Consider the following 26,739-nt stretch of genomic DNA (forward strand, 5'->3'; position numbering starts at 1 on the left):
ACCTGTCTTTCAAAACCCAATAATCAGCTAACCAGGCAGCCTCTGCGTTAGATATAGGAGGCCGTTTCGGTAAAAAGGCTATCGCCCCGACTAGAAACGAGCCGATTCATTCAGTCACTTCTCTGCGGTGGAGGCCTTAAATTATTCCTCTGAAAAACGATTTGAAGCCTGAAATTTATTCCTTTTTTTGGTAGAATGATAGTAACTAAGTTTTAAAGGAGTCCTATCTAATGGTCAAACCCTACCATGACAAACAGGTAAAGCTTTTTGCCCTCAATTCCAATCGTGAACTGGCTGAAAAAATTTCTCAAGATACAGGTATTCCCTTGGGAACTTTAGCATCGCGTCAATTTTCAGATGGCGAAATCCAGATCAACATTGAAGAGTCTGTCCGCGGAATTGATGTCTATATCATTCAGTCTACCAGTTTTCCGGTCAACAACCACTTGATGGAACTCTTGATCATGATTGATGCTTGTCGCCGAGCTTCTGCCAATTCGATCAATATTGTCATGCCTTATTTCGGCTATGCTCGTCAAGACCGTATCGCCAAGCAACGCGAACCGATAACAGCTAAGTTAGTTGCTAATATGCTGGTCAAAGCTGGCGTCAACAGGGTTCTAACTCTCGATTTACACGCTTCACAGATCCAGGGCTTCTTTGATATTCCAGTCGATAATCTCTACACGATCCCCCTCTTTGCGGAATATTGCTTTGAATTGGGATTAAAAGGGAGCGATGTGGTGGTTGTCAGTCCCAAAAATTCCGGCATCAAGCGTGCCCGTTCTCTAGCGGAATACCTGGACTCACCGATTGCCATTATCGATCACGAAGAAGATGATGCTGGCCGGCAAAAAGGGTATATTATCGGCGATGTGGAAGGGAAAATAGCTCTTCTGATCGATGATATTCTCAATACTGGTGTCACTTTTAGCGAGGCTTCTGCAACTCTGAAACGCGAAGGAGCGACTGATATCTATGCCTTTGCCAGCCACGGACTTTTTGCTAGCCATGCCGCTGACAAACTCAATCAAGCACCTATCAAGGAAATTATCGTGACAGACTCTGTCGCTACGAAAGAAGAAATTCCTGCTAATACCAAATACGTCACTGCTAGCCATTTGATTGCGGACGCCTTGATCCGTATCCACGAACGCAAACCAGTCAGCCCACTCTTTGCCTTCCAAAAATCCAAAAAAGCTAGCCACAAGGATTCCTGATGATTTATTTAGACAATGCCGCCACAACGCCTCTATCCCAATTAGCCTTGGATAAACTCTACGAGGTCAACAGAGACTGTTTTGGCAATCCCTCCAGTTTACATAGTCACGGGCGAAAGGCTGCACAAGTCTTGCGCCAGGCCAGACAAGCCATTGCCAGCCACTTAAAAACAGACCCAAACCGCCTCGTTTTTACATCTGGCGGGACAGAAGCCATCACCTTGGCTATCAAAGGCTATGCCCTAGCCCAACAGAAAATGAGCAAGCACCTGATCACCACTACCATCGAACACCATGCCGTTCTCCATACAGTAGAGGCACTGGTCAGAGATTACGGCTTTGAGGTGACCTACCTCTCGCCTAAAAATGGACAAATTTCAGCTCAGGATGTTGAAACTGCGCTACGGCCAGATACTATCCTAGTCTCTGTTATGCATACCAATAACGAGACAGGTTATCAATTGCCCATTAAAGAGATTGCTCAATTGCTCAGGTCCCATCCTGCTCGCCTTCATGTCGATGCTGTGCAGGCAATCGGTAAAGTTCCGATCTATCCAGAAGAGGAAGGCATTGATTTTCTTTCTGCATCTGGCCACAAGTTTCATGGACCAAAAGGCGTTGGCTTTCTCTATACTAATACCAATCGCCTCAAACCGCTCTTGGTAGGCGGTAATCAGGAAGATAAGCGCAGAGCCAGCACCGAAAACCTGGCCAGCATTGCCGCCATGGCTGAAGCCTTGACAGAGAGTCTATCCTCTTGGCAAGACAATTTAGCCCATGTCCGCCAGCTTAAAGAAGACCTGATCGCTGGCTTAGACGCTGCAAAAATCCCCTACTACCTCAACCAGCAAGAGCCTGTTAGCCCCTATGTCATCAATATCGGTTTTCCAAACCAGCTCAACGAGCGCCTGCTCATGCAACTGGATTTAGCAGGTATCTCTGTCTCTAGCGGTTCTGCTTGCACGGCTGGCAATATCGAACCCAGTCATGTCCTTGAAGCCTTCTATGGGAGCTCCAGTCCCAGACTCAAAGAAAGCATTCGCATTAGCCTATCATCCCACACATCTTCTGAGGACATTCAAACACTTATCGCAACATTAATCAACCTACTAGGAGAATAATCTATGGCTTTTACAGCATCTGTTCATCTAAAAAACTGCCCCTTTAGCTACGAAATAGACCCTAAAATCAAGAAGTATACCCTGCTTGATAATACCTTCATCCAAAATAAGCTGGGAAATTTTGAGCTCAGCCGTTTGCTGGAAGAAATTCCCAATTCTGGTGAGGGCTTCCTCCTGAAAATCATTATCAATAAAGACCTAAGCGGTTTTAAAATCAATATTACAGACAAATCTGGTCTGCGACTGGTTGACATCTTCAAACCAGGTGCCAATCCTGTTATCCAACAGAAGTTCTTCTTCCTCATGGATAGCCTGGTCGAACGCGATGTCTTCAATAAAATTGAAAGAAAGTAGGTAGAAAACATGATTACCATTACTTATCAAGATAGTTACCAACAAGAACGGACATTAGTCTACGATAACATGAATGCCTTTAGCCGTGCCTTTATGGGTTGTATTACAGTTCCTGATTACCTCCCTGTCCAAGATGTGACCATCAATGGCCAATCAATCGGTTACCAAGGAACTATTGGCGACCTCTATCGAGACATTTCAGCCATGGATTTGGAACAATACTCCTAAAAAGATAGTTTCTCAACCTTATCGATTCCGTAAAAAAAGCTATAAGCAAATTTTATAGCTTTTTCAGTTTGTCAAAATTGCATTTTTCACAAACTTTCACTAAAATAGAATCTAAGAGACTAAAGGAGAGACTAGAATGAAACTCGAAAAAGATCAAACAATTCCTCGCGCTACTGCTAAGCGTCTATCGCTTTACTATCGTATTTTCAAACGATTTAATGCTGAACAAATTGAAAAAGCATCCTCCAAGCAAATTGCGGATGCTATCGGTATCGATTCAGCCACTGTTCGCCGAGATTTCTCATACTTTGGCGAACTAGGCCGTCGCGGCTTCGGCTACGATGTCAAAAAGTTGATGAACTTCTTTGCGGATATCTTAAACGACAACTCGATTACCAATGTCGTTTTGGTTGGTATTGGTAACATGGGCCGTGCCCTCCTCAACTACCGCTTCCATGAGCGCAACAAAATGAAAATCGTCCTGGCCTTTGACATTGACCAGCACCCGCTTGTCGGCACGGTGTCGGAAGACGGTATCCCGATCTTGCCGATTTCACAATTGGCAGAAAAAGTTGAGGAAGTTAAGGCACAAACAGCTATCCTGTCTGTTCCAAGTGTTAAGGCCCAGGAAGTTGCAGACCAATTGGTTGAAGCTGGAATCAAAGGAATCCTCTCCTTCTCACCAGTGAATCTTTCCGTCCCCAAAGACGTAGTCGTTCAGTATGTTGACTTGACCAGCGAACTTCAAACTCTGCTCTATTTCATGCGAGAAAATTAAGGAATAAAATATGTCCCAACCTATCATCGGTATCACAAGTAATATTGAATACAATCCAGAAGACCGCAACTTCTTTCAGGTTTATGTGGCCAAAGGCTACGTGGAAGGGGTCCAAAAGGCCGGCGGTCTACCTCTAGTTCTGCCTATCGGTCAACCAGAGCTAGCTGCTGGCTATGCCCAAACCATTGATAAATTGATTTTAACAGGCGGTCAAAATGTCATGCCCCATTTCTACGGTGAAGAAAAAACCATTGAAAGCGATGATTACAGCCTGGGGCGTGATGAATTTGAGCTGGCCCTCATCCAAGAGATGGTCAAGCGGCGCAAGCCAATTTTCTCTGTCTGCCGTGGCACGCAACTGTTTAACGTAGCCATGGGCGGCACACTCCATCAAGAAATCAAGGAACATTGGCAGGACCTGTCAGCCATGCACCCTACCCATAGTATTTCCTTGCAGAGCCAAACCATTTTGGCCAAGATTTTTGGCCCTAGCCCTGCGATTAATTCTTTCCATCGGCAAGCCATCAAGGATCTTGCACCCAACTTAGAAGTCATTGGTTACTCTGATAAAGATGACATCATCGAAGCTGTGCAAGCCAAGGATGGTTACCCCTACTTAGGAGTCCAATGGCACCCAGAATTTATGATCGATCATCGAGAGGAAGACCTCAAACTCTTTGACTATATCGTCAACCAGCTCTAAAGCAGGTCCGTTTCCTCCCGATAGGAATAATAATTATTGGCTCCAATGATTAAATGATCAAGCAAAACAAGGCCCAGCAAATCGCTGGCTTTTTTGATATTTTTAGTAAAGTCATCATCATTGCGACTGGGTCTGGCCTTGCCTGAAGGATGATTATGAACCACAATGACCGAAGTTGCCATATACTTGATGGCATAGTGTAAAATTTCTCGCGGCTCAGCGATGGAGCGCAGCACAGACCCAATAAAAATGGTCTCCTGCTTGATAATCTGGTTCTGTGTATCTAAGTAAATAGCGATCAGGTGCTCTTGTTTCTTATCGCAAAGCTCGGCCATCATCTTTTTAGCTAATTTTTCACTGCTCAAGACCTGCTCCATTTGCCGGTACTCGGCCTGATTGATCCGTTTTCCCAGCTCAATCATAGCCTTGATTTCAATGGCCTTAACCTTGCCAATACCAGTCAGGGTTTGCAATTCCTGAACAGACAAGTGACGTAATTCTGTCAGACTGCCGATACTCTTTAAAAGATTGCTGGCCAGATGAAAAACCGAGTGACCTTTGGTCCCTGTCCTTAATAAAATTGCCAGAAGTTCTTGGTGGCTCAGCTGCTCTGCACCGTGCTCCAACAAGCGTTCCCGTGGCAAAAGTGACTCTGTATCAAACGAAATACTATACATGACATTCCTCCTACTCTTTAATTCGTAAAGCAGGCCAAAATGATAGTCTTTGAAAATCAAAGATCCCTCTTTTCAACTCACATCGAGGAACACCATTTCTATCATCCGTTTCATTTCTTAGGCTAAAATGATGTTCTTTGAGTATAAGGTATAACCTTTAACTACTCAACCAATTTTGGGCAGAAAAAAAAACTCAAATCCAAGTCTCTAGGGAGCTGGATTTGAGTTTTTCCTTATAGCTGAATTTGATTATAGGATTTGCTAAAGGCATCGAGGATTGTTTGGTCTGCTTGTTCAAATGGTTGGGAGCTTTCAAGAGTTCCTTTGACAATGGTCCGAAACTCTGCGCCAGCATCCTCACAAGTGACTAGGGTAATCTCTGTTACACCCGGCACATCGTCAACAACATCTACGCGGTCTGGCGTCACTGTTTCAACAGTTGTTAGAACATAGGTATAAACAGTCGTCTTATCGGTTACATAAATTTTCATGCCTGGTTTGCCATTTTCCAAAGGGGAAAACAGCATCTTGCTTCCGCCTGTAATCCCAAACACATGGTGACTGGCCAAGGCATAATTCCCTTGCCCCATCACTTGGTCTTCTTTCATGGTACCTGCCCCATAGTGGAGCACTTCATTGCTAAGTCCCTTAAAAATAGGGAGGTTCATCTCAAGTTCTGGGATAGCAATACCTCCGATAACCGGTAATTGCTGGGCAGCCCATTGGTTAGCCAAAACAGACTCCGTAGAGAGAGACTCTACCTCCTCAAAAGAGAAGGTGGTCGCGACCTTTTTATTAGTCTCAATTTGCTCTGCTGTTACTTTTTCCACCTGATATTGATTAGTCCGCCAAGCGATAATAGTATTTCGGATTGGCGTATTAAAAATCAAGGCTAATGAAACAAGGAGCAATAGAAATGTTAACAGACTATAAAGCCTATTTTTCCAGCTTTTTTTCTTTTTCTTTAAACGGTTTGAACGCATATTTTTCTCCCTATTCTTCCGACCTTACTTCCTCTACAGACTCTTCTTCAGCCACTTCTACCAAGGCAAAGGTCATAATTTTGGCTTCAGAATCCAAGCGCATAACTTTGACCCCTTGGGTAGCTCTACCGGTTTGCGAAATATTAGCCACATTGGTCCGTATAATGACCCCTGTATCGGTAATGACCATGATGTCTTCGCTGCCGTCTACAGTCAGAAGTCCAGCTAGAGCACCATTTTTATCGGTAATATTAGCTGTCTTGATCCCTAGACCACCACGCCCCTTGGTTGGGTACTCGCTAGCTAGTGTTCGCTTACCGTAACCTTTCTCCGTCAAAATCAAGACTTCTTGAGAGTCAGTCACTGTCGTTGCTCCAACAACGATGTCCCCTGAGCGCAGTTTAACTCCGCGAACACCCGTTGCGGTACGTCCCATATTGCGGACATCTGCTGCCTTGAAACGAACAGAGTAACCCAATTTCGTACCGATGATCACATCACTCTTATCTGTTGTCAGGAAGACATTGATCAGTTCATCACCTTCTTTAAGGTTCAAGGCTCTCAGACCATTTTGGCGAATGTTGCTGAATTCAGAAACACTGGTTCGCTTGACCAGACCTTGGCGGGTTGTGAAGAAAAGGTAGGCATCTGACATATCTTCCGCCTTGACATTGATCATGGTCTGGATACTTTCGCCCTCATCCAATTTCAGGAGATTGACAACTGGCAATCCCTTGGCCGTCCGTCCATATTCTGGAATCTCGTAACCCTTGAGGCGATAGACACGTCCTTGATTGGTGAAGAAGAAAAGCTGGTCGTGAGTGCTGGTCGAAACCATCTCACGGACAAAGTCATCATCTTTGACCCCCGTTCCTTGAACGCCTCGTCCACCACGTTTTTGGGCCGTAAATTCATCCTGGGCCAAACGTTTGATATAGCCACGGTTTGAGAGGGTGATAAGAACATCTGTCTCTTCAATCAAATCTTCGTCTTCCAAAGACAGGACTTCTCCGACCATCAATTCAGTGCGACGATCATCGTCATACTTGCGCTTTATCTCGTCTAGCTCATCCTTAATGATTTGAACAATCCGCTCTGGTTTAGCCAAGATATCTGCCAAATCAGCAATCAAAGCCAATAGCTCATCATATTCCGATTGAATTTTGTCGCGCTCCAAACCAGTCAAACGACGCAGACGCATGTCCAAAATGGCTTGGCTTTGGCGTTCGGAAAGACTAAAACGGCTCATCAACTCTGCCTGTGCCTGCGCATCTGTTTCCGAATTTCGGATGATGCGAATCACTTCATCAATGTGATCCAAGGCAATCAGAAGTCCTTCTAAGATATGGGCACGCGCCTCAGCTTTTTCCTTGTCAAAGCGGGTACGGCGCTCCACGACTTCCTTTTGATGGCTAATGTAAGCACTGAGAATCTGACGAATAGAAAGAATCTTAGGCACGCCATTTTCAATAGCAAGCATGTTAAAGCCGAAGTTAGTCTGCAGACTCGTCATCTTAAATAAGTTGTTTAAGATAACATTGGCAGAGGCGTCACGACGCACTTCCACGACAAACCGAACGCCTTCACGGCTGGATTCATCCCGCACAGCAGTGATGCCATCAATCCGCTTCTCCTGGGCCAGACGAACGATATGCTCATGGACCTTGGTCTTGTTGACCATGTAAGGAAATTCCGTCACAACAATCCGCTCACGGCCGTTAGACAGCTCTTCAATCTCTGTCTTAGCCCTAAGGACGATTGATCCCTTACCAGTTTCATAGGCCCTGTGGATGCCTGATTTGCCCATAACCAGAGCTCCAGTCGGGAAATCCGGTCCAGGCAGCACTTCCATAATCTCACGGGTCGTCGCCTCAGGACGGTCCATCAGGAGTTTAACAGCCTCGATGGTTTCACCCAAGTTATGCGGTGGGATATTGGTTGCCATCCCGACCGCAATCCCCGTTGCCCCATTGACTAACAGGTTAGGAAAACGTGCCGGTAAAACAAGCGGTTCACGCTCACTGGCATCGTAGTTATCTTGGAAATCAACGGTATTTTTATTGATGTCACGGAGCATTTCAAGAGCGATCTTGCTCATCCGCGCTTCGGTATAACGCTGGGCAGCTGCCCCATCACCGTCCATAGAACCAAAGTTTCCGTGCCCGTCCACCAGCATATGACGGTAAGACCACCACTGGGCCATCCGCACCATAGCCTCATAAATAGAACTATCCCCGTGCGGGTGGTATTTACCCATAACATCACCCGAGATACGAGCAGACTTCTTGTGGGGCTTGTCTGGCGTCACACCTAGTTCATTCATGCCATAAAGAATACGGCGGTGAACCGGCTTTAAACCGTCCCTTACATCAGGTAGGGCACGTGCAACGATAACAGACATAGCATAGTCAATAAAGCTGGTCTTCATCTCGCTGGTCAGGTTAACATCAACTAAATTTTTATCCTGCATTTCATCATCTCTTTTCTAGATTACACTTACCTACTATTATACCATAATTCACGCTAAAAAACCTGCTTGTCTCTAGGTTTTATAAACGTTTTCATTCTTTCAAACACATGACAAAGCAAGTGAATCATGTTACAATAGATAGCGAAGGGAATTTCCCCCAATAAAATTAAGGAGATGTTTTTAACATGACAACTGCAAAACAACATAAAAAAGTAATCCTTGTTGGTGACGGTGCTGTTGGGTCGTCTTACGCCTTTGCTTTGGTTACTCAAGGAATTGCTCAAGAGTTGGGAATTATCGATATTGCTAAGGAAAAAACTCAAGGTGATGCGGAAGATTTAAGCCATGCTCTTGCCTTTACATCGCCGAAAAAGATCTATGCAGCAGATTATTCAGACGCTCATGACGCTGATCTTGTTGTTTTGACAGCTGGTGCCCCTCAGAAACCAGGTGAAACTCGCCTTGATCTTGTCGAAAAAAATCTCCGTATCAATAAAACTATCGTTGAGTCTATCGTTGCTTCTGGTTTTAACGGAATCTTTCTGGTAGCTGCCAACCCTGTGGATGTCTTGACCTACTCAACCTGGAAATTCTCTGGTTTCCCGAAAGAGCGCGTCATCGGTTCTGGTACTTCTCTTGATTCTGCTCGCTTCCGCCAAGCCTTGGCTGAGAAAATTGGCATTGATGCCCGTTCTGTCCACGCCTATATCATGGGCGAGCACGGGGATTCTGAATTTGCTGTCTGGTCACATGCCAACGTTGCCGGTGTGAAATTATACGACTGGCTCCAGGACAACCGTGACATTGATGAGCAAGGCCTAGTAGATCTCTTCGTCTCTGTGCGTGATGCCGCTTACTCTATCATTAATAAAAAAGGAGCAACCTACTACGGTATCGCAGTTGCTCTAGCTCGTATCACTAAGGCTATTTTCGATGATGAAAATTCTGTCTTGCCACTGTCAGTTTTCCAAGCTGGGCAATACGAAGGTGTTGAGGATGTCTTCATTGGACAACCTGCCATTATCGGTGCTCACGGTATTGTCCGTCCAGTCAATATCCCACTGAGCGATGCAGAACTTCAAAAGATGCAAGCTTCTGCTAATCAGTTAAAAGCCATCATTGATGAAGCCTTTGCTAAAGAAGAGTTTGCCTCTGCCTCTCGTCACTAAAACTCAACCCCAGTCAGTTCATTTGGCTGGGGTTTCCTGTAGCAAATTTTTGTAGTTTTGCTTAAAATATGGCATACTATACCTATCACGATATAAGGAGAAACCCATGAATACTTTTCAGGATGATATTAAGAATTTAATCCCCACTAACATTGATTCTGCTAGAGCCACTATTGCTACTGGTGAGCGTGCTATCTACTTTATTGGTCGCGAAACCTGCCCCTACTGCCGTCGGTTTGCAACCAAATTAGGCAAAGTCGTTTCTGAGACAGGGGCAACCATTTATTTTGTTAACTCTCAAGAGCAAGGCCAACTAGAAGCTTTGGCAGACTTCCGTAGTCAATACAATATTCCAACTGTCCCAGGTTTCGTTCGCATCTCACAAGGCCAGGTAACCGTCCGCTGTGACTCTGGCATGACTGAAGATGAAATCAAGGCCTTTATAGTAGCTTAATCGACGATCCATTGCCTTTCAAATATAGCCAGTCATAAAAAGTGCTTAAAATCAAAGCCTTACCAGTTTGGTTTTAAGCACTTTTGATCTTGTCTCGATTTCAAGCATGAGGCTGGCACAAACCATCAAAAGAGTATGACTCATCTTATCCTATCACTAGTGCTACCAGCGGTCTGTCAAGACATTTTGAAAGAAAATCGGTGCTCTTTTCTTTCTAGTTTCAGCCAAAGTCCATCGCATTTTGGCTGAAACTCTTATCCGCTTTTGGAGCAAAAGAGCCTGACTGATTATGAGTGTAACCCATTCTCTTAAAACTTAGCAAAAATCCCAACCGAACTGGCTGGGATTGTTTTATTATTTTGCCAAAGCGTCTTTGGCAGCATCTGCAAGAGATGTGAAAGCTGCTGCATCATTAACAGCCAAGTCAGCAAGCATTTTGCGGTTAATATCGATTTCAGCTTTTTTAAGGCCGTTCATCAATTTAGAGTATGACAAACCGTTCAAACGAGCAGCCGCGTTGATACGTGTGATCCACAATTTACGGAAATCACGTTTCTTCTGACGACGGTCACGGTATGCATAGTAGTAAGAGTTCATAACTTGTTCTTTAGCTGTACGGAACAAGATATGTTTAGCACCATAGTAACCTTTAGCGAGTTTTAAAATACGTTTACGACGTTTGCGTGATACAACGCCACCTTTAACACGAGCCATTTATAATTCCTCCGAATAATTCTTAATTTAGTCTAGCAAGATCTAGCTTATTTCAAACCAGTCAACATTGCTTTGATACGTGCGAAGTCACCAGAATGTACCATAGAAGCTTTGCGAAGGTGACGACGTTGTTTCTTAGTTTTACCGTGGAAACGGTGAGATGTGTAAGCACGGAAGCGTTTAAGACCGCCTGAACCTGTACGTTTAAAACGTTTTGCAGATGCGCGGTGAGTTTTTTGTTTTGGCATGGTATTCTCCTTTTTCTGTCTAGTAGACCTTATTTTTTATCTGCTGGGGCAAGTTGCATGAACATTTGACGTCCATCCATTTTTGGCTTTTGCTCAATGATCGCAACCTCTTGTGTCGCTTCAGCAAAATCAGCCAAAACCTTAGCACCAACTTCCTTGTGAGTGATCATCCGACCCTTGAAACGAATAGATACTTTCACCTTATTTCCTTTTTCAAGGAATTTAACAGCATTGCGAAGCTTAGTGTCAAAGTCTCCCTTGTCAATAGTCGGACTGAGACGAACTTCTTTAACTGTTACAACGCTTTGTTTTTTGCGCTGTTCTTTTTGTTTTTTCTGATACTCAAATTTGAACTTGCCATAGTCCATAATCTTCGCAACAGGCGGTGTAGCTTGGGGCTGGATCAGCACCAAATCAACATTAGCTTCATCAGCGATGGCCTGTGCTTCGCTACGCGGTTTAATACCTAGCTGCTCACCCTCAAGGCCGATGAGACGAACTTCACGGACACGGATTTCATCATTGATGAATAAGTCTTGCTTTGCTATGGTTGTCACCTCTTTATTTTTTTGAGAAAACCAAAAACGAACTTGCTAACACAAGTCCGTTCTACATAATATTTCCAAAGGAAACTTGACATGTAGAGCCAGACAACGTTAGTCGCAAGGCGAGAAGCTCTCACTTCTGCTTTTCTCATTACCATTAATTCTACCACAGTCACTTTTCCTTGTCAAGAATTTCTGACACTTTTTCTAAAATAAATTGCACTACGCCTGAAATAGGCACCCCAGTTGTATCAAAGACAATCGCATCCTCAGCAGCTTTTAAAGGAGAAGCCTCTCGTGTGCTATCTTTATGATCCCTGTCTGCAATTTCTTGTTTGAGCTTTTCCAAGTCTGCGGGAATCCCTTTGGCAAGGTTTTCCTTATAACGGCGCTCTGCCCTCTCTTCAACTGAAGCAATCAGAAAAATCTTTAATTCCGCCTCAGGCAAGACAACCGTTCCAATGTCACGGCCATCCATGATAATGCCACCTTGGGCAGCAATCTCTTGCTGTTGCTCAACCAGCTTTTCACGAACCTCTGCAAAAGCCGATACCCAAGAGACATTGTTGGTGACATCGTTCTCTCGGATACGATGAGTGACATTTCTCCCCGCCAAGAAGACTGACTGACCACCATCTTCACTTGCTCCAAAATGAATCTTATGGCTATCTATCCCTTCTAAAACCAGGTCCAGGTCTTTCTCTGACCACTTATTTTCCAAAGCCAATAAGGTCACACAACGATACATAGCACCTGTATCTAGGTAGGTATAGCCCAGCTCTTTTGCCACTAATTTCGCAACCGTCGACTTGCCACTTGATGCAGGTCCATCAATGGCAATTTGAATCTTTTTCATCATCTCTCCTAATCGATCCTCACAATATCGCCCGGATTAGCATACCAAGCTCCTGTCTGCAAATGGGCTGGATTCAGCTCATACAAGCGCTCAATGGTAATTCCTGCGCGCGCTGCAATTTGACCAGCCCCTTCACCAGGCAGTACTTCAAGAGTAGCTCCCGTCGACGAAGGCTCAGTTGATTCTGCAGGCACCTCTTCTTCAACAGGAGGCGCCACCTCTTCTGCTGGTGCACTGACTGGGGCTCCTGCCTGATGAAATGCCTCTCTAGCTTGATCACTCTGACTGCCACCTATGGACAGGTAAATTGAAAAACCAATGATGAAGGTCACAATGATAGCAAAGGTTATTGCCAAGATTGAAAAAATCAAACTAGCCCTATCTTTGGCACGATTTCTAGTTGAACGTTTGCCTTTACTATCAAATAATTTTTTTTCCCAGGGCTTTTTACTTGCCATCTCTTCTCCTTGTAATATCTCGTAACTCGTATTAAAATAGTCTTATGAAAGTTAATATTATTCCTGAACGTTGCATTGCCTGTGGGCTTTGCCAAACATACTCATCCGTTTTTGATTACGATGACGAAGGCATCGTACGCTTCAGTCAATCCGATAAGCTGACTCAAGTGATCCCTGAGGACAGGGCTGTTCTCATAGCTGTCAAAGAATGCCCGACCAAGGCGCTAACCATCGATTAAGGTCGTTTAGCACCCTCGCTGTAATAAACTTCGAAGTAATCCATTTTAATCAGGTGGTCGGTTAAGACGACCTCCCCCTTAAACTGTTCTACCAAGGCTAAGGCATTGATAAAATATTTTTTGGGCCATTTGCGCATGTAAAAAACACGGCCTGTGGGGTATTTTTCGGCAAAAATCGTGATCGAACTGTAGGTCACTTCAATTCTAGCAATGCTGGCAATCGGAATCCTACAAGATTCCATGGGGTTGGCCGAGGTAATCTTCAAATAGCTGTCGGGCTCAATAACAAAGTAGCGTTGAAGGCCTAAAATGACCAAAGCAAGAGCCAAAGCCAAGATTAACAACATCGCAATTGGAATTCTAGCACGTTCATAAAGTAAAATCAGATAAAGAAAAAAGGGCAATAAGACCAAAGACCAATAACTGATCGACCATGCAAGGTCAGGTTGCCAATGATAGCGGACCTTGCCAAAAATCTTTATCATGCTTTCTACCTCCGACACTTCTATTCTATCATTTTTTTGACGTATTCGGTAGATTAAGCCTGTAAAATTTTAAAGTATTTTTGACTCTTTGTTGGTCAAGCTCCTGTAAACGTTTAAAGCAGAAAGGAACCCTTATGGTCAACGTGATTCTCATCAGAGGAAATTCTGGCGTGGAAAGTCCAGTTTAGCTAAATGTCTCCAGGCCACACTTGGTCCCAAAACCATGCTACTCTCCCAAGACTATTTACGGCGGACTGTCCTTGCTAGTAAAGATGGTCCAAATACACCTACTATCCCCCTTATCCTGGCCATGTTGGAAGCTGGTAAAGAACTCTGCGAGGTGATTATCTTAGAAGGTATTTTGCGCGCAGACTGGTACAAACCCGTATGGCACTACCTTCAGCATGATTTTCCAGGCCAAGTCCTTGCCTACTACTACGATTTAACGTTTGAGGAAACCCTTCGCCGCCATCATAGTCGGGACCTGGTTTCAGCCTTCGGAGCCGATCGCATGAAAGAATGGTTTGTCCGCAGGACTTCCTCAAGGAGATACCTGAAAAAAGCTTAGGCGCTAACCTCTCTCTCCATGAGGCTCAGGCCATTATTTTAAATGATCTTCAACAGCCTTCATTAAGCCAAGTGATGGACCCAATCAAGTAGCTTTTATTACAACAAGACCCTTTTGGCAGAACAGATTCCCTCCTCTAATGTTTAAGCTTGGGCAGTTCAAGCAAAAATTCCGCTGATTGATCATCAGCGGAATTTTTTTAGTGTTAGGTAGCTAATCAGGAACAATCCTTCATAAATCATGAAAAACAAAATAAAACAATGGAGAAAATAAGCCTCTGGTAAAATGTTAATCACCGGATCTAGGTCTGGGTGAAAGAGCCAGGTCGAGTCACCAGGAAAAAGCACCTGATGAAAGAGCACGAAAAAACGTGAAAAGCCAATTGCGCTGGCAAAGATAGCCAAAAGAACTGGTGCCAGAGCCATGGCTAGAAAACCTCTGCTAAAACTTGCTCCCAACCCCTGCTTTTTAACTGTTTTGAAAAAAGCAACTGAGGCAGGAAGCGTCACGAAGGTCACTCCCTGGGCCAGATGGAAAAGTTTCTTTACCGCCTCAAAGTGGTATAACCCATCTGCAGAGGAGGGAAAATCTGGCATCCTCAAGGTCCAATTGAAGGGATTGGTCAGATAATCCATCAAAATGTTGAAGTTTTTGACAAGGGTCTGGGCTGATAAAGGAACAAACTCCGTTAGCCTCAACCACTTGATTTCCAAGGGATAAAGGAGCCAAGCCAGATAAATGGTCAGAAGGACCGATAAACCGAGAAGACACACGAGACTGACAAAGAACTTGACTTTAATTTTCATCCAGAGACCACTCCGCTAAACTTTCTATAATATAGGTCGGTTTCGGTGTCAAATGTACAAGATCTTCCCTGCTTGTGAAGCCTGTTAGAACCAACAGACTATCCATTCCATTATCTAGTCCAGCCCGAATATCCGTCAGGTAGTTATCTCCCACCACCATAGCTTCTGATTTGTCAATCCCCAAGCGTTCCAAGGCCTTGTCCATGATGATGCGCTGAGGCTTTCCGATGATAACTGGCTTGACCCGTGTGGCTGCTTCTAAGAAAGCTAGGAGTGCACCAGCACCAGGCAGGAGCCCTCTTTCAGTTGGGATATTGAGATCGGGATTGGTTCCGATAAAGGTTGCTCCCTTTTGAATGGCCAAGGTCGCTGTAGCTAACTTTTCATAGGTCACGTTCCAGTCAAGGCCAACCACCACATAGGCGGGATTTTCTGTATCTTCTACATAGCCCGCTTCCCAAATAGCGGTTTTAAGCCCTTCTTCGCCGATAACATAGGCAGTCTTTTCCTTGCCCAGCTCATTCATATAATCCACACTGGCAAGGCTGGCTGTGTAAATTTGTGCCACTGGCACATCGAGGCAGCAGAGTTCTTTCAGCACTTGCTGGACTGCTTCTGGCGTGCGTGTGGTGTTATTGGTTACAAACAGGTGAGGAATCTCTCTTTCCTGCAAACGGCGAACGAAATCCTCACCAGCAGGAATCCGTTCGCTTCCACGGTAGATGGTACCGTCCAAATCAATCAAATACCCCTTGTAGGTCATCACTTGCTCCTTTATTTCTGATTACTAGGTCAATCCGTTCCCTGATGACGTGACACGTCGCTAGGGATTCTCAAAACTAGTATTTTCTGAGACACGCAGATATGGCTAAACTGAAAACATACTAGTTAAAATCCCTTGGGACATTCGTCAAAAAAGAATCTTAAACTTCCACTGTAAGATAGGCGGGAATCTGCTCCAGCCGCATAAACTCAGAATCTTTAACGATTATAGCATAAAACCAGGTAAGAAGAAAGAGACTCGGTAAGCCCAGCCTCTTCAATTCTTCTCTATGTGCTCAGTTTAACACAATAGTTGATTGCTAATGAACAAGCCTCACTGGACTCTGATACTCGTAACGACTCCAATGATCACGTTTTACACAAAAATCCTTTCATCAATCCATTCATGAACGGAAGTTGGTAAATTATGGTCAACAATAATAACCGTCTCGATCGTATTTAACAGATAGTGGTAGATCCTCTCAGCAGAGCTTGCATCCATGTTAGACATTGCTTCGTCCAAAATCAAGATACTTTTCTTTCTGAGCAAGGCTCTAGCAAGTGCGATTTTTTGACGCTGTCCGCCTGAAATATTACGACCATTATCTTCAAGTCGTTGATCCAGAGGTAAGGGTAGATCTAAAACAGCCATGATAGCTAAAAGCTCTTGGTCCTCATATTCATGGAACAGGTCAATATTCTCCCTAACCGTATCATTAAAGATAAATGCTGTCTGATTGACATAGGCAATCTTTTCCAATAAATCCTGTTTGCAAGGTTTACCATTCACCAAAATCTGACCATCAAAGGTGCCCTTTTCACCCACAAGCACTCTCAGCAGGGAAGATTTTCCAGAACCATTCCCTCCTATTAGATGATAGGTTTTTTCAGCCTCAAAGCTGATCTGCTGAGGGAATACTAGACGTTTTTGACCATATTCAATGCTAATGTTTGCCAAGGTAATTGCGATAATCTCATCCTGATTTTCTAAGGAACGAGTCACTTCAGGGATCCAATGACTTTCCATAATGCCCCCTAGTCGTTCCTTAAACAATTCTTGTCCCGATTGGTAAAAGGCTTTCTCTGAAAATAATTGTAGCACCGAAGCACCAAAATTAGGCAAGAGCGACATGACCGCCAAATAGCTCCCTCCTTCTATTTGCCCCTGTATCACAAAATAGGAAACCAGCGCCAGTGCCAGAATTGTTGTTAAAGAATTGATAAAGGTCAGGCTCCCGCTGACGAGGGCTTCAAAGCTTCCCTTGGCTTCTTGAAATTTTGACTTATGTGCCGTCTCTTTCCTCAATTTGTGAATCAGCAAGGCAGATGCTCTATTTTCATAAAAGGTGTCGAATCCGCCAAAGTATTCCCTGATTTTTGAGAGGTAAACACTTTTGATCTGAGACTCTTCCACACTATACTGAGACAATCGTCCCTGAAAATACTTGGGAACCAAATACATTACTATGAGTGACAATAGAGCTAGCAATACCATACTGTAATGAATTTTAAAGAGCATGACTAAGACAAAAAAAGCCAAGGAGAGTTTTTCGATAATTGACAAATACCTTTTTACAATGAGCTCTGTTATCTTTTCAACATCGTTGATATAGAGAGAAACATAATCGCTATAATCTTTCTGATGATAGTCTTCATAAGTTTTTAAGACCACCCAACTATCAATATTTTGTTTCAACCTACGATCCACTTCCACTATCAAGCTGTTTTGGAGCGTCAAGCGCAGATACAAAGAAATTGCAAATAGAAAATAAATAACCACAATAACCATGACCTGGTGCAACAGTCGGCTCGTGTCACTCACTTGTAAAAAGGATAGCGAGTAGGACATTGAAGCTTGTAGAAAGCTACTCAATATCGTCACCATCACGGTAAGCCAGGCCCTATTATAAGTTAACACCTTCAAAGATTCCTGGCGACTTTTTTCATTACTGGTATTCATTTTGAGACTCCCTCGTTACCTTGTATAGTGCTAAAATACGCCTATAATCTAGAGCGATATCTTCTTGAAATGGGATATAGAAGCTTATTGTCAACAGTAACCTTTCTGCATAATGTAAATAACTAGGAAATTTTAAAACTGAATATGCAACTATAAAAGTATAGGCAAGTCCTAGCATACCATCTAGAAGAGATGGACGCTGTGCAAATTCAAACTTCAATCCATCCATAAGTTCAACAATATTAACAGAATATTTATCTCTATCAAAATAAAGTAAGAATAGAACTAATCCAGCGCTTCCATCATAAATGTAGGGAGAGGCAAAACCTTCAGCGATTTTTAATACTTTCCCTGAAGAAGTACTTGTGACTTGATTCAAAACTTTCTCTATAAAATAATCAATTACTTCTCTAGATAATTGATGTTGATGCAAGATTAGACTTCCTAAAAGTCCATTTAACCCAAACTTTCTTTCATTGTTAAGTATTTTGAATAAATCTTTTTCATCAACTTGGTAGTACTTTTTAGGGGAAGATAATTTTACAAATTCTATTAGAGAATATTTTTCTGCTCCTTCATATTCAGCTAAACTATAGTCTAAACTATAGTCTAAACTATAGTTTTTATAACATTTTTTTGCTATTAATCCTTCTGAAAATATTTTTACATTTTCCCCATTACAATCTTCCTTAAATAAATAAATTATGAATTCAGCAATATTTGAAGAAATACCATATGACTCTAATAAACTATTAAGAATAAAAATAGAATCTTTAACATTTTTTCCTTTGATGACATGTAATTTTGCAAAAATATACAATAACGAGTTTCCTAGCTTATGAAAATCAGCAATCTTACCGTCAATATCATTCCAATCAGGCAAAGATATCTCACTCCTTATAGGCAATCTCTTATCAATGTTATTCCTATAAGAATGTTCCATATCTATCAAATATAATTTCCCATCAGTTGTTATCTTTATATTATCTGGATGTAAATCATTGATAATAATTCCTTTCTGATGAAAATAGAGAACCAAATCAACTAAATCTTTAATCAGATTAAGGCACTTTTTAAATTTTGCCAAGTTAATTCCCTTATCATCGTCATTATTCATTCGATAATCAAATAGTGTCAACTTTTTTGCGTATTCATACAATGATATTCCATCGATTGATTCATAGATTGTGTAACTATTAATCCACTCTTCTACTTTTTCAAAAACATTTGGAGTATATTCTTCACATAGACTCATCAATTCAAATTCATGATTTCGTAAATGCTTTTTTGTTAGATCATGATTGTATAATATATTCGCTCGAGACTCTTTGATAACGACATTTACATTATTAATATCATTCTTTCCGAGATAAATATTCCCACCAGCATTTGATTTTATAATATTGAAAACAGTATAATTATCACTGAGATAACTTGATTCTATTTCTTGCTGTTCCTGAATATCTTCTATCCAACTAGGCAATTCAAAATAACCGCGTTGATAGTCCTGCCAACTCTCTCCATTCGGACCATATAATGTAGGTATTCCATCTTCTAATATCGATAAATCATTTCTTATAGTACCAAATCTGTAAAAAATAATTTTTGAATCCTTAAAAGGTCTATCACTCATTATATATATACCCTCTAAATCATTAGGTAAAAGATTATATAAATCGTTCAGTAATTCTATAAATACTTCCGTTGACGTTGGGTAAATGGTGAAATATTTCCCAGCCTCTGCGATGGTTTCCTGAAATGAAAAATTCTTCAGAACTTCTTCAAAGTTTTTAAGAAATTTAAAAGCAATATTTCGTTCCTCCAAGAATGGAAATAATAGATTTTTTATAATTTCATAGTTTTCAATCGTTGCTGAAATATGAATTTTAAAACCAAAATTTGGCAATTTATCTCTATCAATATTTCTATATTCAAACGAATCTTGATTCACATCATTCCCTCCTTGATTTTTTGATGTACGTGTTCTATTATCTGATTTGTTTTCGCTAAAATATTCAAGGTGTTCTTGAGAATTTTTTGCTCTTCCTGGTAGGTTAAATTTTTTTCTTTTATACAATCATTAACGTTTATAATCATAAAATCACCATAATCATTAAAAGAGATAAGGCTCTCGCGGTTGCGAGAGCATTATCTAACTGATTAGCACCCGAAAGTGATAATTGGACAACCATTAGTTACAATCTCTAATGCAGATTGCATAATCGGTTTACGACTTGCAGTCGAAATAAACTGTGTCATACGATTCACCTCCCTCATTTGATGAATCTATAGTAACAAAAAAAACTAGTTTCCTAGTTTTTTTGAATATAAGCAAGAAATTTACAAATAATTTTCAAAATGCTCTCGATAATAGTCAGCTTGTCTCTGGTAGCCTAAGAACACCATAACCTCTAAGGTTTTTGCAATTAGTTCTTTTCCTTGTCCCTCGGTTTGATGAAGTTGGTAGTATCCCAAAGCCAGCCTATAGATCATTCTCATGTAAGCATCCCTAGTCTCAGAAAAATGGTCTTCAAACATATTCAGAAGAGACTGAGCACTATCAAAACGCTTCTTATCAATGAGGTGGAAACTAGCATTTAGCAGAATGGTTTGAACAAGATTAGAATGCACAAAACTGTGTTGAAAAATCTCGGCTCGTTGAATCATCTCCTGGCAATATCTGACAAGTACATCACTTGGAAATAGCGAATAGGTCGAAATAAACAAAAGCAATTCGTACTCAATCCAGATGGCCATTGAAAATAAATAATCCGATAAATAGTCCATTTCTTCAGAAGAAATCGGATAGGATGCATCCTGACTTTTGATTGCAGCTTTTATCATAATCGCATTCAATCTATGGTATTGTTCTCTCCCATCTGTCCTTCCTTTTTCTAATTCAGAAACCACTAAAGCCTCTAATGCTGATTTTTGAAACGGGAAAGAATAGTTATGCATCTGACTGATGAGTTGGTAAAACTCATTGGGAACAAAATCCTTGAGCAAATAATCATATTCGCTAAGACTCAAATAAATATTATCCAAGCAGGTAACGAGTTTTTGAACGGACATCTCTGAATGCCCATTTTCAAACCGAGACAGCATGGACTGCGAAAAATGCCCACCAGTCGCATCTTGAAGAGACAAGCCTCGACCTGTTCTTATATCCTTGAAAACCTGTCCATACTTTTTTTCCATAGTAATTCTCCCCTTTCATCCTATCTTGATGATTCCTAACAAAGCAAGTTCAAATTCCGTTTGGATCCCATTGCAGTTCTTCTACTGAACTTCTCTACGTCAGTAACAACTTTCTCCTGCCTGAGGCTATTCTCATCACTTAACGAGGCTTGAACCGCGTATCGGATAAGGTCTTTGATACTGTCATCCTTTCGGTAGAGGGCGTCAACAATTTTGGAGCCGACAATGACGCCGTCAGACACACGGTTAAAACGATCAATATCTTCCTTAGTTGATACCCCAAAACCGGTCAATACAGACAAATCAGCCAGTTCTGACAATTGGGCCAGATGGCTATCAAGCTCATCTTTGTAGGACTTTCCAAGACCTGTCACCCCATTGACCGCCACTGCATAGACAAAACCTTCTGCATCTTTCAGTAGACGTTTTTGCCGATCGAGACCTGTGGTCAGACTGACCAAGGGAACCAGAGCAATATCCGTATCTGTCAAATAAGACTTAATCATCAGGCTATGCTCATGGGGCAAATCAAGAATAATCAGGCCCTTGACTGGCGTCTCCGAAAGAGCAGTGATAAAACGTTCAATCCCATACTGATAAATCGGATTGAGGTAGGACATGATGACCAAGGGCAGGTCAGTCTGATAGCCCTTGAGCACATCAATCAAACCTGACAAGGTCACTCCCCTCGCCAAACTCCTCTGGCCCGCCGCCTCTATGACTGGCCCATCTGCCACCGGATCTGAAAATGGGACACCCAGCTCAATAGCCGATACCCCCAAGTCTTCCAGCTGGCTGAGCGTCTCTGCTAACCCTTCTAAACCTTTCTCGTGATCTCCGGCCATGATATAAGGGATAAAGAGACCTCTTCCTTCTGATTTTATTGCCATTAAATGACGTTCTAAGTGTTTACGCATTATGTTACCTCCCTAATCTGTCCTTCACTTGGCTAACGTCCTTGTCGCCTCGGCCTGACAGACTGACAATAATGGTTTTGCCCTTACCGAGTTCCTTGGCAAGCTTGGGCAAATAAGCGATGGCATGGCTTGATTCCAAGGCTGGGATAATCCCCTCCAACTGTGACAGTAACTGCAAACCTTCCAGAGCTTCTTGGTCGGTCACACTCACATAGGTCGCCCTACCCAAGTCTCTAAAATGAGAATGCTCTGGGCCAATGCCCGGATAATCTAAACCAGCCGAGATTGAGAAAGCCTCTAGGATCTGACCACTCTCATCCTGTAGGACATCCATCAGAGCTCCGTGTAGGACGCCAGGCCGACCCTTGGCAAAGGTTGCCGCATGCTTGTCCGTATCTAGCCCGTGACCTGCGGCCTCGACCCCAACCATCTGGACACTCCTGTCATTGACAAAGGGGTAGAAGAGCCCCATAGCATTGGAGCCACCACCAATACAGGCCAAAAGGGCATCAGGAAGATCCTTCCCAGTCTGTTCCTGAAATTGCTGCTTGGCCTCCTGGCCGATAATGGCCTGAAAGTCCCGAACAATTTCTGGAAATGGTGCTGGTCCAAGAACAGACCCCATAACATAATGGGTATCCTCAACCTCAGCTACCCAGGCCCGCAGGGCGGCATTGACCGCATCCTTTAAAACTCGAGAACCATCCTTGACCGCATGGACAGTAACTCCCAAGAGCTCCATCCGAAAGACATTGAGCGCCTGGCGTTTGACATCTTCCTCTCCCATGTAGATTGTACATTCCATACCAAAGAGGGCCGCAGCGGTCGCGGTCGCTACACCGTGTTGACCAGCCCCAGTCTCTGCGATAATCTTCTTCTTGCCCATGTATTTGGCCAATAAGACCTGACCCAAGGCATTGTTGATTTTATGAGCACCTGTGTGGTTGAGGTCTTCACGCTTGAGGTAAATTTCCGCACCACCACAATAATCTGTTAATTTTTTGGCATGGTAAAGCGGCGTTTCCCGGCCGACATAATACTTTAAGAGCTGGCGAAATTCCTCTCGAAAGGCCGGATCGTCCTTGACTTGACGGTATGCCTCCTACAATTCTAAAATGGCTGTCATCAGCATCTCTGGTACAAACCGGCCTCCATAATTGCCATAAAAGCCATCCTTGTTCGGTTCTTGATAGGTCATCCTTTTACCCTCCTGATAAATTCTCGAATTTTTTCTAGGTCCTTTTGACCATTGGTTTCAACACCAGAAGACACATCAACTGCAAAGGGCTGGAAATGCTGGACAGCTCTCTGGACATTATCCACCGTCAAGCCTCCTGCTACAAAGAGCGAGTCCCTCACCTCTGCTACATCGACACTTTGCCATTCAAAGGTCTGACCTGATCCAGCAACAGGTGCGTCCAAAAGCAGATAACTGGCTCCAACTGGCAATGATAGAGCCTCTGGCTGGTCCTTGGTTTGCCTGGCTCGAATAAGGGGGCGACTGAGCACTGTCTCCTCTTCCCACTCGCCATGAATTTGGACCAAATCTAGCCCTACCTCCTCAATCGCTTGCTCAATGAAAGCCTCGGATTGATTGAGAAAGACTCCAACCACTTGGACACCAGCTGTAACGGCTGATCGCAGGGCTTTAGCCTGCTCGATACTGACCTGTCGCTTACTGGTCGCAAAGACAAAGCCGATGTAGTCAGCTTCAGCCTCACAAGCGGTTCGAATAGCACATTCATCTGACAGCCCACAAATTTTAACCCTTGTCAATAGCCAATTCCTCCAATCGTTTGTAAACATCATCAGCCTGCATGAGAGCTGTCCCCACTAAGACACCGTCAAAGTAGGGGGCAATGGTTGCAACATCCTGGGCTGAGAAAATCCCTGATTCGCAGATATAGATAGGCTCCTCTTGAAAATGTGCTAGTCATGTAAAGAAAGACAGCATAGCGATAATGTCCCTGGCTGTGGGTGAATTGCTTTACCCCACAAAGCTGGACATCAGCGATTCTCAAACCGGTTTCTTCGTAAACTTCACGGATGACAGAGGTGACAAAGGGTTCATTGGGCTCAACTTTCCCACCAGGCAGACTCCACAGCTCGTCGGCCTCTTGGACCAAAACCTTGCTACCATCTGTTATCATGCACATATTTGTTAGCACAACTGCTTCCGTATTTGGCATACATTCCTCCTCAATCAAACACTGCTTCCCAGTGCTCTGCTTGGCAAGCCTCATAACACAGCTCAATCTGCTCCTTAGTCGTCTTATTGAGCGAGAGGTCTGGCAGGTCATCTAGGTCAAAATAGCGACTGTCCAAGGTTTCGCTGTTAGGGACGAACTGCCCACCTAAACTGCGGCAGAGGAAAAAGATCTTAGTCACGTGATGGGCCGACCGACTAGGCTGGTTCTTGTGCTTGTCTAAAATCGCCACAAGACGGTAGGCTTCGACATCCAGACCTGCTTCTTCCTTGACTTCCTTGATGGTATTGTCCATAGCAGAGCAGTCCACATCGCACCAGCCTCCTGGCAAGCTCCATAGCCCATCTGCTTCCTGCACCAGCAAGATTTTCCCTTCTTGGAAAATAGCTGCGCGGGTATCAAGCTTGGGGGTCTGGTAGCCTGTTTCACTGGCAAAGAGGTCGGTCACGACTTCCAGGGGGTGACCAGAAGGTTCCACTAATATTTCAGCTGCTATCTGGCGAATCTCATCGAACCGTTCCTTGTCAAAGGCATTGGTCGTGTAGGCCAAACCGTTTTGTGCCAGAGCTTGCAGACGAACAGCCCAGTCTAGCCACTTGTCCGCCTTAGTCATCCACTTTCTCCCACTCTATCACAGCCTGTGTTGACAGACCGTCTTCTGTTAGCAAATCATGACGACTGGTCAAGTTTGTCAACTGGCTAGCCACTTGCACGTTCTTGCCATAATGGACTTCCTTGCTGTACTTGATGGTAAGACGCTTAGGAATATGTTCGTTCAGAAATTCTCGTCCCAGACTTTCGATAAACCAGTCAATGTACTTGCTGTTGTTGACATGACCATTCATATCTAAGTCAAAATAGGTGACTTGTCTATCTGTGACCACAGGGTCGGTCAGCTCTGCCATTTTTTCCCCACGACGAATAGCCTTGATTTTGTCAGCTCCAAAGGGTGCAACCACCTCGTCAATCACAGCATGAACCTTACGGGTCTGGGCATCCATAAGGACAAAGCTACACAAGAGAGAGACCAGCAATTGGTCATTGGCATCAAAAATCCGGAACTCCCGGTAGCAAAAGAGCTTGTTGTAGCTGACTGCCTCTGTCTCAATGATGATGTTCTCCGCAAAGACAGGCAGACGCTCAATCGTAAACTGGTAGTCTGTCACTACCCAAATCAGACCGTATTCATCTAAAACCCGTTGATCACTCCAACCCAGACTATGGGCCTGCCAGCCTGAAACTTCCAGAGATTTATTAACCAGATGAGACAGCTTGACCTTGCTGGTCACATCCGCCTCGTAAAAGGGAATGGTGTGCTCTTGTCTATAAATTTTTCCCATTTAGTCCTCCTCTACAATAAATCGCTCAGCTACCGTATCGCCTAAGAAAAGCCCTCGCTTGGTCATACGGATAGTATCTGCTTCTCTCTGTAAGAGTCCTTGCTCGATCAGATCACGCACAATTTTCCCATACCGTTCCTCAAAAGACAGTTGAAACTTTTCTTCAAAACGGCGGATGGAGACCCCTGATTTCTTCCTCAAGCCAAGGAAAAATTCTTCCTCCATCATCTCTTCCTTGGACAAGACCTCTTCTGCCAGTCTGGCCTGCTTAGTCTCCGCAATTGCCTTCAAATAGTGCTGGATTGGCCCACGATTACGGTACCTGACCCCATTGATGTAACCAGACGCCCCTGCGCCACAGCCATAGTACTCATCATTATTCCAATACATGAGGTTGTGTCTACTCTCCATGCCAGGTTTGGTAAAATTTGAGATTTCATAGTGCTCAAAGCCATTGGCTTCTAGTTCATTGAGAATATACTCAAACATTTCGGATTCTAAATCCTCATGGGGCAGATGCAGATGTCCCCTCCGCTGACGATTCATGAAAACTGTATGATTTTCCAAAATCAAGCTGTAAAGACTGAGGTGGGGAATGTCGAGTTCCAAGGCTTTTTTGACATTGTCCTTGACCTGATCCATGGTCTGATTTGGCAAGGCATAAATCAAGTCAATGGAAATATTATGAAAACCCGCTGCCTTAAGGCTGTCAATACTCTCATAAATCTGGGCTTGATTGTGGCTCCGCCCGATTTGCTTGAGCATTCGATCGTCAAAAGTCTGAACGCCCAGGGAGACACGATTGACCTTAGAAGCCTTCAGAACCGCTACCTTATCTGGTGTCAGGTCTCCAGGGTTAGCCTCGATAGTAAATTCTTGGACCTGACTGAGATCAATATGGCGTTCCAAGCCTTTTAGTAAATACTCCAATTGCGGGGCAGAGATGGCTGTCGGCGTCCCTCCTCCGATATAAAGGGTCCGAAGAGGTGGCATCTCAGATGCCTTGACTTCTTCTAGCAAACTCTCCAAATACTGGTCAACCGGCTGGTTCTTGATAAAGACCTTGGAAAAATCGCAGTAATAACAAATCTGGGTACAAAAAGGGATATGAATATAGGCTGATGTTGGTTTTTTCTGCATGTTGTTATTATACCACAAGACATTGAAAAGAAAGCAGCTCAGCTATTCTTTTCAGATAGTTGCTAAGTAAGATCTATCGGTGTGGAACAAATCAAAAAGCCAAGAAGGATGAGGATGAAAAAGAATATCTTAACAGAAG

General features: G+C 43.4%; 27 protein-coding genes, 5 pseudogenes and 1 other annotated feature. Of the genes and pseudogenes, 10 read left to right on the forward strand and 22 right to left on the reverse strand.

What is annotated here, in order from left to right:
• Window positions 1-230 precede the first annotated feature (230 nt).
• The 6 genes from ABID29_RS01820 (at window position 231) to ABID29_RS01845 (ending at window position 4,404) form a co-directional block, all read left to right on the forward strand.
• Window positions 231-1,220 carry a ribose-phosphate diphosphokinase gene (locus ABID29_RS01820; protein ID WP_354364000.1) on the forward strand — a complete coding sequence of 330 codons (990 nt, stop codon included), beginning with the start codon at window positions 231-233 and terminating at the stop codon, window positions 1,218-1,220.
• Window positions 1,220-2,341 carry a cysteine desulfurase family protein gene (locus ABID29_RS01825; protein WP_354364001.1) on the forward strand — a complete coding sequence of 374 codons (1,122 nt, stop codon included), beginning with the start codon at window positions 1,220-1,222 and terminating at the stop codon, window positions 2,339-2,341. The genes ABID29_RS01820 and ABID29_RS01825 overlap by 1 nt, the downstream gene beginning before the upstream one ends.
• A gap of 3 nt (window positions 2,342-2,344) precedes the next feature.
• Complete coding sequence (locus ABID29_RS01830) at window positions 2,345-2,695, forward strand: DUF1831 domain-containing protein (RefSeq protein ID WP_354364002.1); 351 nt, start codon at window positions 2,345-2,347, stop codon at window positions 2,693-2,695.
• A 9-nt stretch (window positions 2,696-2,704) separates the two neighbouring features.
• Window positions 2,705-2,923, forward strand: coding sequence for a DUF4649 family protein (locus tag ABID29_RS01835; RefSeq protein ID WP_354364003.1), 219 nt, complete (start codon window positions 2,705-2,707; stop codon window positions 2,921-2,923).
• A 136-nt stretch (window positions 2,924-3,059) separates the two neighbouring features.
• Entirely contained in the window at window positions 3,060-3,701 is a 642-nt protein-coding gene (locus ABID29_RS01840; RefSeq protein WP_354364004.1) for a redox-sensing transcriptional repressor Rex, read from the forward strand.
• Window positions 3,702-3,711: 10 nt separating this feature from the next.
• Window positions 3,712-4,404 carry a gamma-glutamyl-gamma-aminobutyrate hydrolase family protein gene (locus tag ABID29_RS01845; protein WP_354364005.1) on the forward strand — a complete coding sequence of 231 codons (693 nt, stop codon included), beginning with the start codon at window positions 3,712-3,714 and terminating at the stop codon, window positions 4,402-4,404.
• Here the strand turns inward: ABID29_RS01845 and radC are convergent.
• The 3 genes from radC to gyrA form a co-directional block, all read right to left on the reverse strand.
• The gene (gene radC / locus ABID29_RS01850) at window positions 4,401-5,081 is read right to left on the reverse strand and encodes a RadC family protein (RefSeq protein ID WP_354364006.1); all 681 of its coding nucleotides are present in this window, start codon (window positions 5,079-5,081) and stop codon (window positions 4,401-4,403) included. The genes ABID29_RS01845 and radC overlap by 4 nt on opposite strands.
• A gap of 233 nt (window positions 5,082-5,314) precedes the next feature.
• Window positions 5,315-6,064 carry a sortase family protein gene (locus tag ABID29_RS01855; protein WP_354364007.1) on the reverse strand — a complete coding sequence of 250 codons (750 nt, stop codon included), beginning with the start codon at window positions 6,062-6,064 and terminating at the stop codon, window positions 5,315-5,317.
• A gap of 10 nt (window positions 6,065-6,074) precedes the next feature.
• The gene (gyrA, locus tag ABID29_RS01860; RefSeq protein ID WP_354364009.1) at window positions 6,075-8,534 is read right to left on the reverse strand and encodes a DNA gyrase subunit A; all 2,460 of its coding nucleotides are present in this window, start codon (window positions 8,532-8,534) and stop codon (window positions 6,075-6,077) included.
• Window positions 8,535-8,719: 185 nt separating this feature from the next.
• On the opposite strand from gyrA, the gene ABID29_RS01865 reads away from it, so the two are divergent.
• Both ABID29_RS01865 and traF read left to right on the forward strand, forming a co-directional pair.
• Window positions 8,720-9,703, forward strand: a complete 984-nt coding sequence (locus tag ABID29_RS01865; RefSeq protein WP_354364010.1) for an L-lactate dehydrogenase — start codon at window positions 8,720-8,722, stop codon at window positions 9,701-9,703.
• Window positions 9,704-9,776: 73 nt separating this feature from the next.
• The gene (traF, locus tag ABID29_RS01870; protein ID WP_354364139.1) at window positions 9,777-10,157 is read left to right on the forward strand and encodes a conjugal transfer protein TraF; all 381 of its coding nucleotides are present in this window, start codon (window positions 9,777-9,779) and stop codon (window positions 10,155-10,157) included.
• A gap of 354 nt (window positions 10,158-10,511) precedes the next feature.
• On the opposite strand, the gene rplT is transcribed toward traF, so the two are convergent.
• From rplT to ABID29_RS01895, 5 genes are all read right to left on the reverse strand, one after another.
• On the reverse strand, window positions 10,512-10,871 hold the full coding sequence (gene rplT / locus ABID29_RS01875; RefSeq protein ID WP_354364011.1) for a 50S ribosomal protein L20: 360 nt from the start codon (window positions 10,869-10,871) through the stop codon (window positions 10,512-10,514).
• A 47-nt stretch (window positions 10,872-10,918) separates the two neighbouring features.
• Window positions 10,919-11,119: a 50S ribosomal protein L35 gene (rpmI, locus tag ABID29_RS01880; protein ID WP_018372725.1), complete on the reverse strand. Its 201-nt coding sequence runs from the start codon at window positions 11,117-11,119 to the stop codon at window positions 10,919-10,921.
• Between the two features lie 29 nt (window positions 11,120-11,148).
• Complete coding sequence (gene infC, locus ABID29_RS01885; protein WP_354364012.1) at window positions 11,149-11,676, reverse strand: translation initiation factor IF-3; 528 nt, start codon at window positions 11,674-11,676, stop codon at window positions 11,149-11,151.
• 13 nt (window positions 11,677-11,689) lie between these two features.
• Window positions 11,690-11,815 (reverse strand) — a sequence feature (ribosomal protein L20 leader region).
• A gap of 21 nt (window positions 11,816-11,836) precedes the next feature.
• Complete coding sequence (cmk, locus tag ABID29_RS01890) at window positions 11,837-12,520, reverse strand: (d)CMP kinase (protein ID WP_354364013.1); 684 nt, start codon at window positions 12,518-12,520, stop codon at window positions 11,837-11,839.
• Between the two features lie 8 nt (window positions 12,521-12,528).
• Window positions 12,529-12,978, reverse strand: a complete 450-nt coding sequence (locus ABID29_RS01895; RefSeq protein ID WP_354364014.1) for an SAG1386/EF1546 family surface-associated protein — start codon at window positions 12,976-12,978, stop codon at window positions 12,529-12,531.
• A 44-nt stretch (window positions 12,979-13,022) separates the two neighbouring features.
• Between ABID29_RS01895 and ABID29_RS01900 the strand changes: the two genes are divergently transcribed.
• Window positions 13,023-13,217 (forward strand): ferredoxin, encoded by a 195-nt coding sequence (locus ABID29_RS01900; RefSeq protein WP_354364015.1) that lies wholly within the window; start codon window positions 13,023-13,025, stop codon window positions 13,215-13,217.
• Here ABID29_RS01900 and ABID29_RS01905 read toward each other — a convergent pair.
• A complete protein-coding gene (locus ABID29_RS01905; RefSeq protein ID WP_354364016.1) occupies window positions 13,214-13,702 on the reverse strand; it encodes an EbsA family protein in 489 nt (162 codons plus the stop codon). The genes ABID29_RS01900 and ABID29_RS01905 overlap by 4 nt on opposite strands.
• 134 nt (window positions 13,703-13,836) lie before the next feature.
• Between ABID29_RS01905 and ABID29_RS01910 the strand changes: the two are divergent.
• Window positions 13,837-14,362 (forward strand): annotated as a pseudogene (locus ABID29_RS01910) (P-loop NTPase family protein).
• A 93-nt stretch (window positions 14,363-14,455) separates the two neighbouring features.
• Here the strand turns inward: ABID29_RS01910 and ABID29_RS01915 are convergent.
• From ABID29_RS01915 to hemW, 13 genes and pseudogenes are all read right to left on the reverse strand, one after another.
• The gene (locus ABID29_RS01915) at window positions 14,456-15,076 is read right to left on the reverse strand and encodes a TIGR01906 family membrane protein (RefSeq protein ID WP_354364018.1); all 621 of its coding nucleotides are present in this window, start codon (window positions 15,074-15,076) and stop codon (window positions 14,456-14,458) included.
• Window positions 15,066-15,839: a TIGR01457 family HAD-type hydrolase gene (locus ABID29_RS01920; RefSeq protein WP_354364020.1), complete on the reverse strand. Its 774-nt coding sequence runs from the start codon at window positions 15,837-15,839 to the stop codon at window positions 15,066-15,068. Before ABID29_RS01920 ends, ABID29_RS01915 begins: the two co-directional genes overlap by 11 nt.
• Before the next feature lie 375 nt (window positions 15,840-16,214).
• Window positions 16,215-17,798: an ABC transporter ATP-binding protein gene (locus tag ABID29_RS01925; protein ID WP_354364022.1), complete on the reverse strand. Its 1,584-nt coding sequence runs from the start codon at window positions 17,796-17,798 to the stop codon at window positions 16,215-16,217.
• Window positions 17,785-19,875 (reverse strand): class III lanthionine synthetase LanKC N-terminal domain-containing protein, encoded by a 2,091-nt coding sequence (locus tag ABID29_RS01930; protein WP_354364024.1) that lies wholly within the window; start codon window positions 19,873-19,875, stop codon window positions 17,785-17,787. The genes ABID29_RS01925 and ABID29_RS01930 overlap by 14 nt, the downstream gene beginning before the upstream one ends.
• A gap of 263 nt (window positions 19,876-20,138) precedes the next feature.
• Window positions 20,139-20,996 carry a helix-turn-helix domain-containing protein gene (locus ABID29_RS01935; protein ID WP_354364026.1) on the reverse strand — a complete coding sequence of 286 codons (858 nt, stop codon included), beginning with the start codon at window positions 20,994-20,996 and terminating at the stop codon, window positions 20,139-20,141.
• Window positions 20,997-21,148: 152 nt separating this feature from the next.
• Window positions 21,149-21,913 (reverse strand): annotated as a pseudogene (trpA, locus tag ABID29_RS01940) (tryptophan synthase subunit alpha); the annotation flags it as partial.
• A gap of 4 nt (window positions 21,914-21,917) precedes the next feature.
• A pseudogene (trpB, locus tag ABID29_RS01945) lies at window positions 21,918-23,111 on the reverse strand (tryptophan synthase subunit beta).
• A complete protein-coding gene (locus tag ABID29_RS01950; protein ID WP_354364028.1) occupies window positions 23,108-23,689 on the reverse strand; it encodes a phosphoribosylanthranilate isomerase in 582 nt (193 codons plus the stop codon). Before ABID29_RS01950 ends, trpB begins: the two are co-directional and overlap by 4 nt.
• Window positions 23,676-23,840, reverse strand: a pseudogene (locus tag ABID29_RS01955) (indole-3-glycerol phosphate synthase TrpC); the annotation flags it as partial. The pseudogene ABID29_RS01955 and the gene ABID29_RS01950, both read right to left, overlap by 14 nt.
• Before the next feature lie 34 nt (window positions 23,841-23,874).
• A pseudogene (locus ABID29_RS01960) lies at window positions 23,875-24,213 on the reverse strand (NUDIX domain-containing protein); the annotation flags it as partial.
• A complete protein-coding gene (locus tag ABID29_RS01965) occupies window positions 24,113-24,733 on the reverse strand; it encodes an NUDIX hydrolase (RefSeq protein ID WP_354364029.1) in 621 nt (206 codons plus the stop codon). The pseudogene ABID29_RS01960 and the gene ABID29_RS01965, both read right to left, overlap by 101 nt.
• On the reverse strand, window positions 24,726-25,460 hold the full coding sequence (locus ABID29_RS01970; RefSeq protein WP_354364030.1) for an acyl-ACP thioesterase domain-containing protein: 735 nt from the start codon (window positions 25,458-25,460) through the stop codon (window positions 24,726-24,728). The genes ABID29_RS01965 and ABID29_RS01970 overlap by 8 nt, the downstream gene beginning before the upstream one ends.
• Window positions 25,461-26,600, reverse strand: coding sequence for a radical SAM family heme chaperone HemW (gene hemW / locus ABID29_RS01975; RefSeq protein WP_354364032.1), 1,140 nt, complete (start codon window positions 26,598-26,600; stop codon window positions 25,461-25,463).
• Window positions 26,601-26,739 lie beyond the last annotated feature (139 nt).

It is taken from the genome of Streptococcus rupicaprae, from assembly GCF_040545225.1.
In the GTDB taxonomy this organism is placed as follows: Bacteria; Bacillota; Bacilli; order Lactobacillales; family Streptococcaceae; genus Streptococcus; species Streptococcus rupicaprae.

What these genes read in the sequence shown, in the direction of transcription:
- radC (WP_354364006.1), bottom strand. Translation starts at nt 5,081, where the DNA reads ATGTATAGTATTTCGTTTGATACAGAGTCACTTTTGCCACGGGAACGC.
- ABID29_RS01925 (WP_354364022.1), bottom strand. Translation starts at nt 17,798, where the DNA reads ATGAATACCAGTAATGAAAAAAGTCGCCAGGAATCTTTGAAGGTGTTA.
- ABID29_RS01855 (WP_354364007.1), bottom strand. Translation starts at nt 6,064, where the DNA reads ATGCGTTCAAACCGTTTAAAGAAAAAGAAAAAAAGCTGGAAAAATAGG.
- ABID29_RS01935 (WP_354364026.1), bottom strand. Translation starts at nt 20,996, where the DNA reads ATGGAAAAAAAGTATGGACAGGTTTTCAAGGATATAAGAACAGGTCGA.
- ABID29_RS01905 (WP_354364016.1), bottom strand. Translation starts at nt 13,702, where the DNA reads ATGATAAAGATTTTTGGCAAGGTCCGCTATCATTGGCAACCTGACCTT.
- ABID29_RS01865 (WP_354364010.1), top strand. Translation starts at nt 8,720, where the DNA reads ATGACAACTGCAAAACAACATAAAAAAGTAATCCTTGTTGGTGACGGT.
- ABID29_RS01895 (WP_354364014.1), bottom strand. Translation starts at nt 12,978, where the DNA reads ATGGCAAGTAAAAAGCCCTGGGAAAAAAAATTATTTGATAGTAAAGGC.
- ABID29_RS01840 (WP_354364004.1), top strand. Translation starts at nt 3,060, where the DNA reads ATGAAACTCGAAAAAGATCAAACAATTCCTCGCGCTACTGCTAAGCGT.
- ABID29_RS01845 (WP_354364005.1), top strand. Translation starts at nt 3,712, where the DNA reads ATGTCCCAACCTATCATCGGTATCACAAGTAATATTGAATACAATCCA.
- gyrA (WP_354364009.1), bottom strand. Translation starts at nt 8,534, where the DNA reads ATGCAGGATAAAAATTTAGTTGATGTTAACCTGACCAGCGAGATGAAG.
- hemW (WP_354364032.1), bottom strand. Translation starts at nt 26,600, where the DNA reads ATGCAGAAAAAACCAACATCAGCCTATATTCATATCCCTTTTTGTACC.
- ABID29_RS01900 (WP_354364015.1), top strand. Translation starts at nt 13,023, where the DNA reads ATGAAAGTTAATATTATTCCTGAACGTTGCATTGCCTGTGGGCTTTGC.
- ABID29_RS01825 (WP_354364001.1), top strand. Translation starts at nt 1,220, where the DNA reads ATGATTTATTTAGACAATGCCGCCACAACGCCTCTATCCCAATTAGCC.
- ABID29_RS01820 (WP_354364000.1), top strand. Translation starts at nt 231, where the DNA reads ATGGTCAAACCCTACCATGACAAACAGGTAAAGCTTTTTGCCCTCAAT.
- ABID29_RS01920 (WP_354364020.1), bottom strand. Translation starts at nt 15,839, where the DNA reads ATGACCTACAAGGGGTATTTGATTGATTTGGACGGTACCATCTACCGT.
- ABID29_RS01835 (WP_354364003.1), top strand. Translation starts at nt 2,705, where the DNA reads ATGATTACCATTACTTATCAAGATAGTTACCAACAAGAACGGACATTA.
- ABID29_RS01965 (WP_354364029.1), bottom strand. Translation starts at nt 24,733, where the DNA reads ATGACTAAGGCGGACAAGTGGCTAGACTGGGCTGTTCGTCTGCAAGCT.
- ABID29_RS01970 (WP_354364030.1), bottom strand. Translation starts at nt 25,460, where the DNA reads ATGGGAAAAATTTATAGACAAGAGCACACCATTCCCTTTTACGAGGCG.
- cmk (WP_354364013.1), bottom strand. Translation starts at nt 12,520, where the DNA reads ATGAAAAAGATTCAAATTGCCATTGATGGACCTGCATCAAGTGGCAAG.
- rplT (WP_354364011.1), bottom strand. Translation starts at nt 10,871, where the DNA reads ATGGCTCGTGTTAAAGGTGGCGTTGTATCACGCAAACGTCGTAAACGT.
- ABID29_RS01915 (WP_354364018.1), bottom strand. Translation starts at nt 15,076, where the DNA reads ATGAAAATTAAAGTCAAGTTCTTTGTCAGTCTCGTGTGTCTTCTCGGT.
- ABID29_RS01830 (WP_354364002.1), top strand. Translation starts at nt 2,345, where the DNA reads ATGGCTTTTACAGCATCTGTTCATCTAAAAAACTGCCCCTTTAGCTAC.
- rpmI (WP_018372725.1), bottom strand. Translation starts at nt 11,119, where the DNA reads ATGCCAAAACAAAAAACTCACCGCGCATCTGCAAAACGTTTTAAACGT.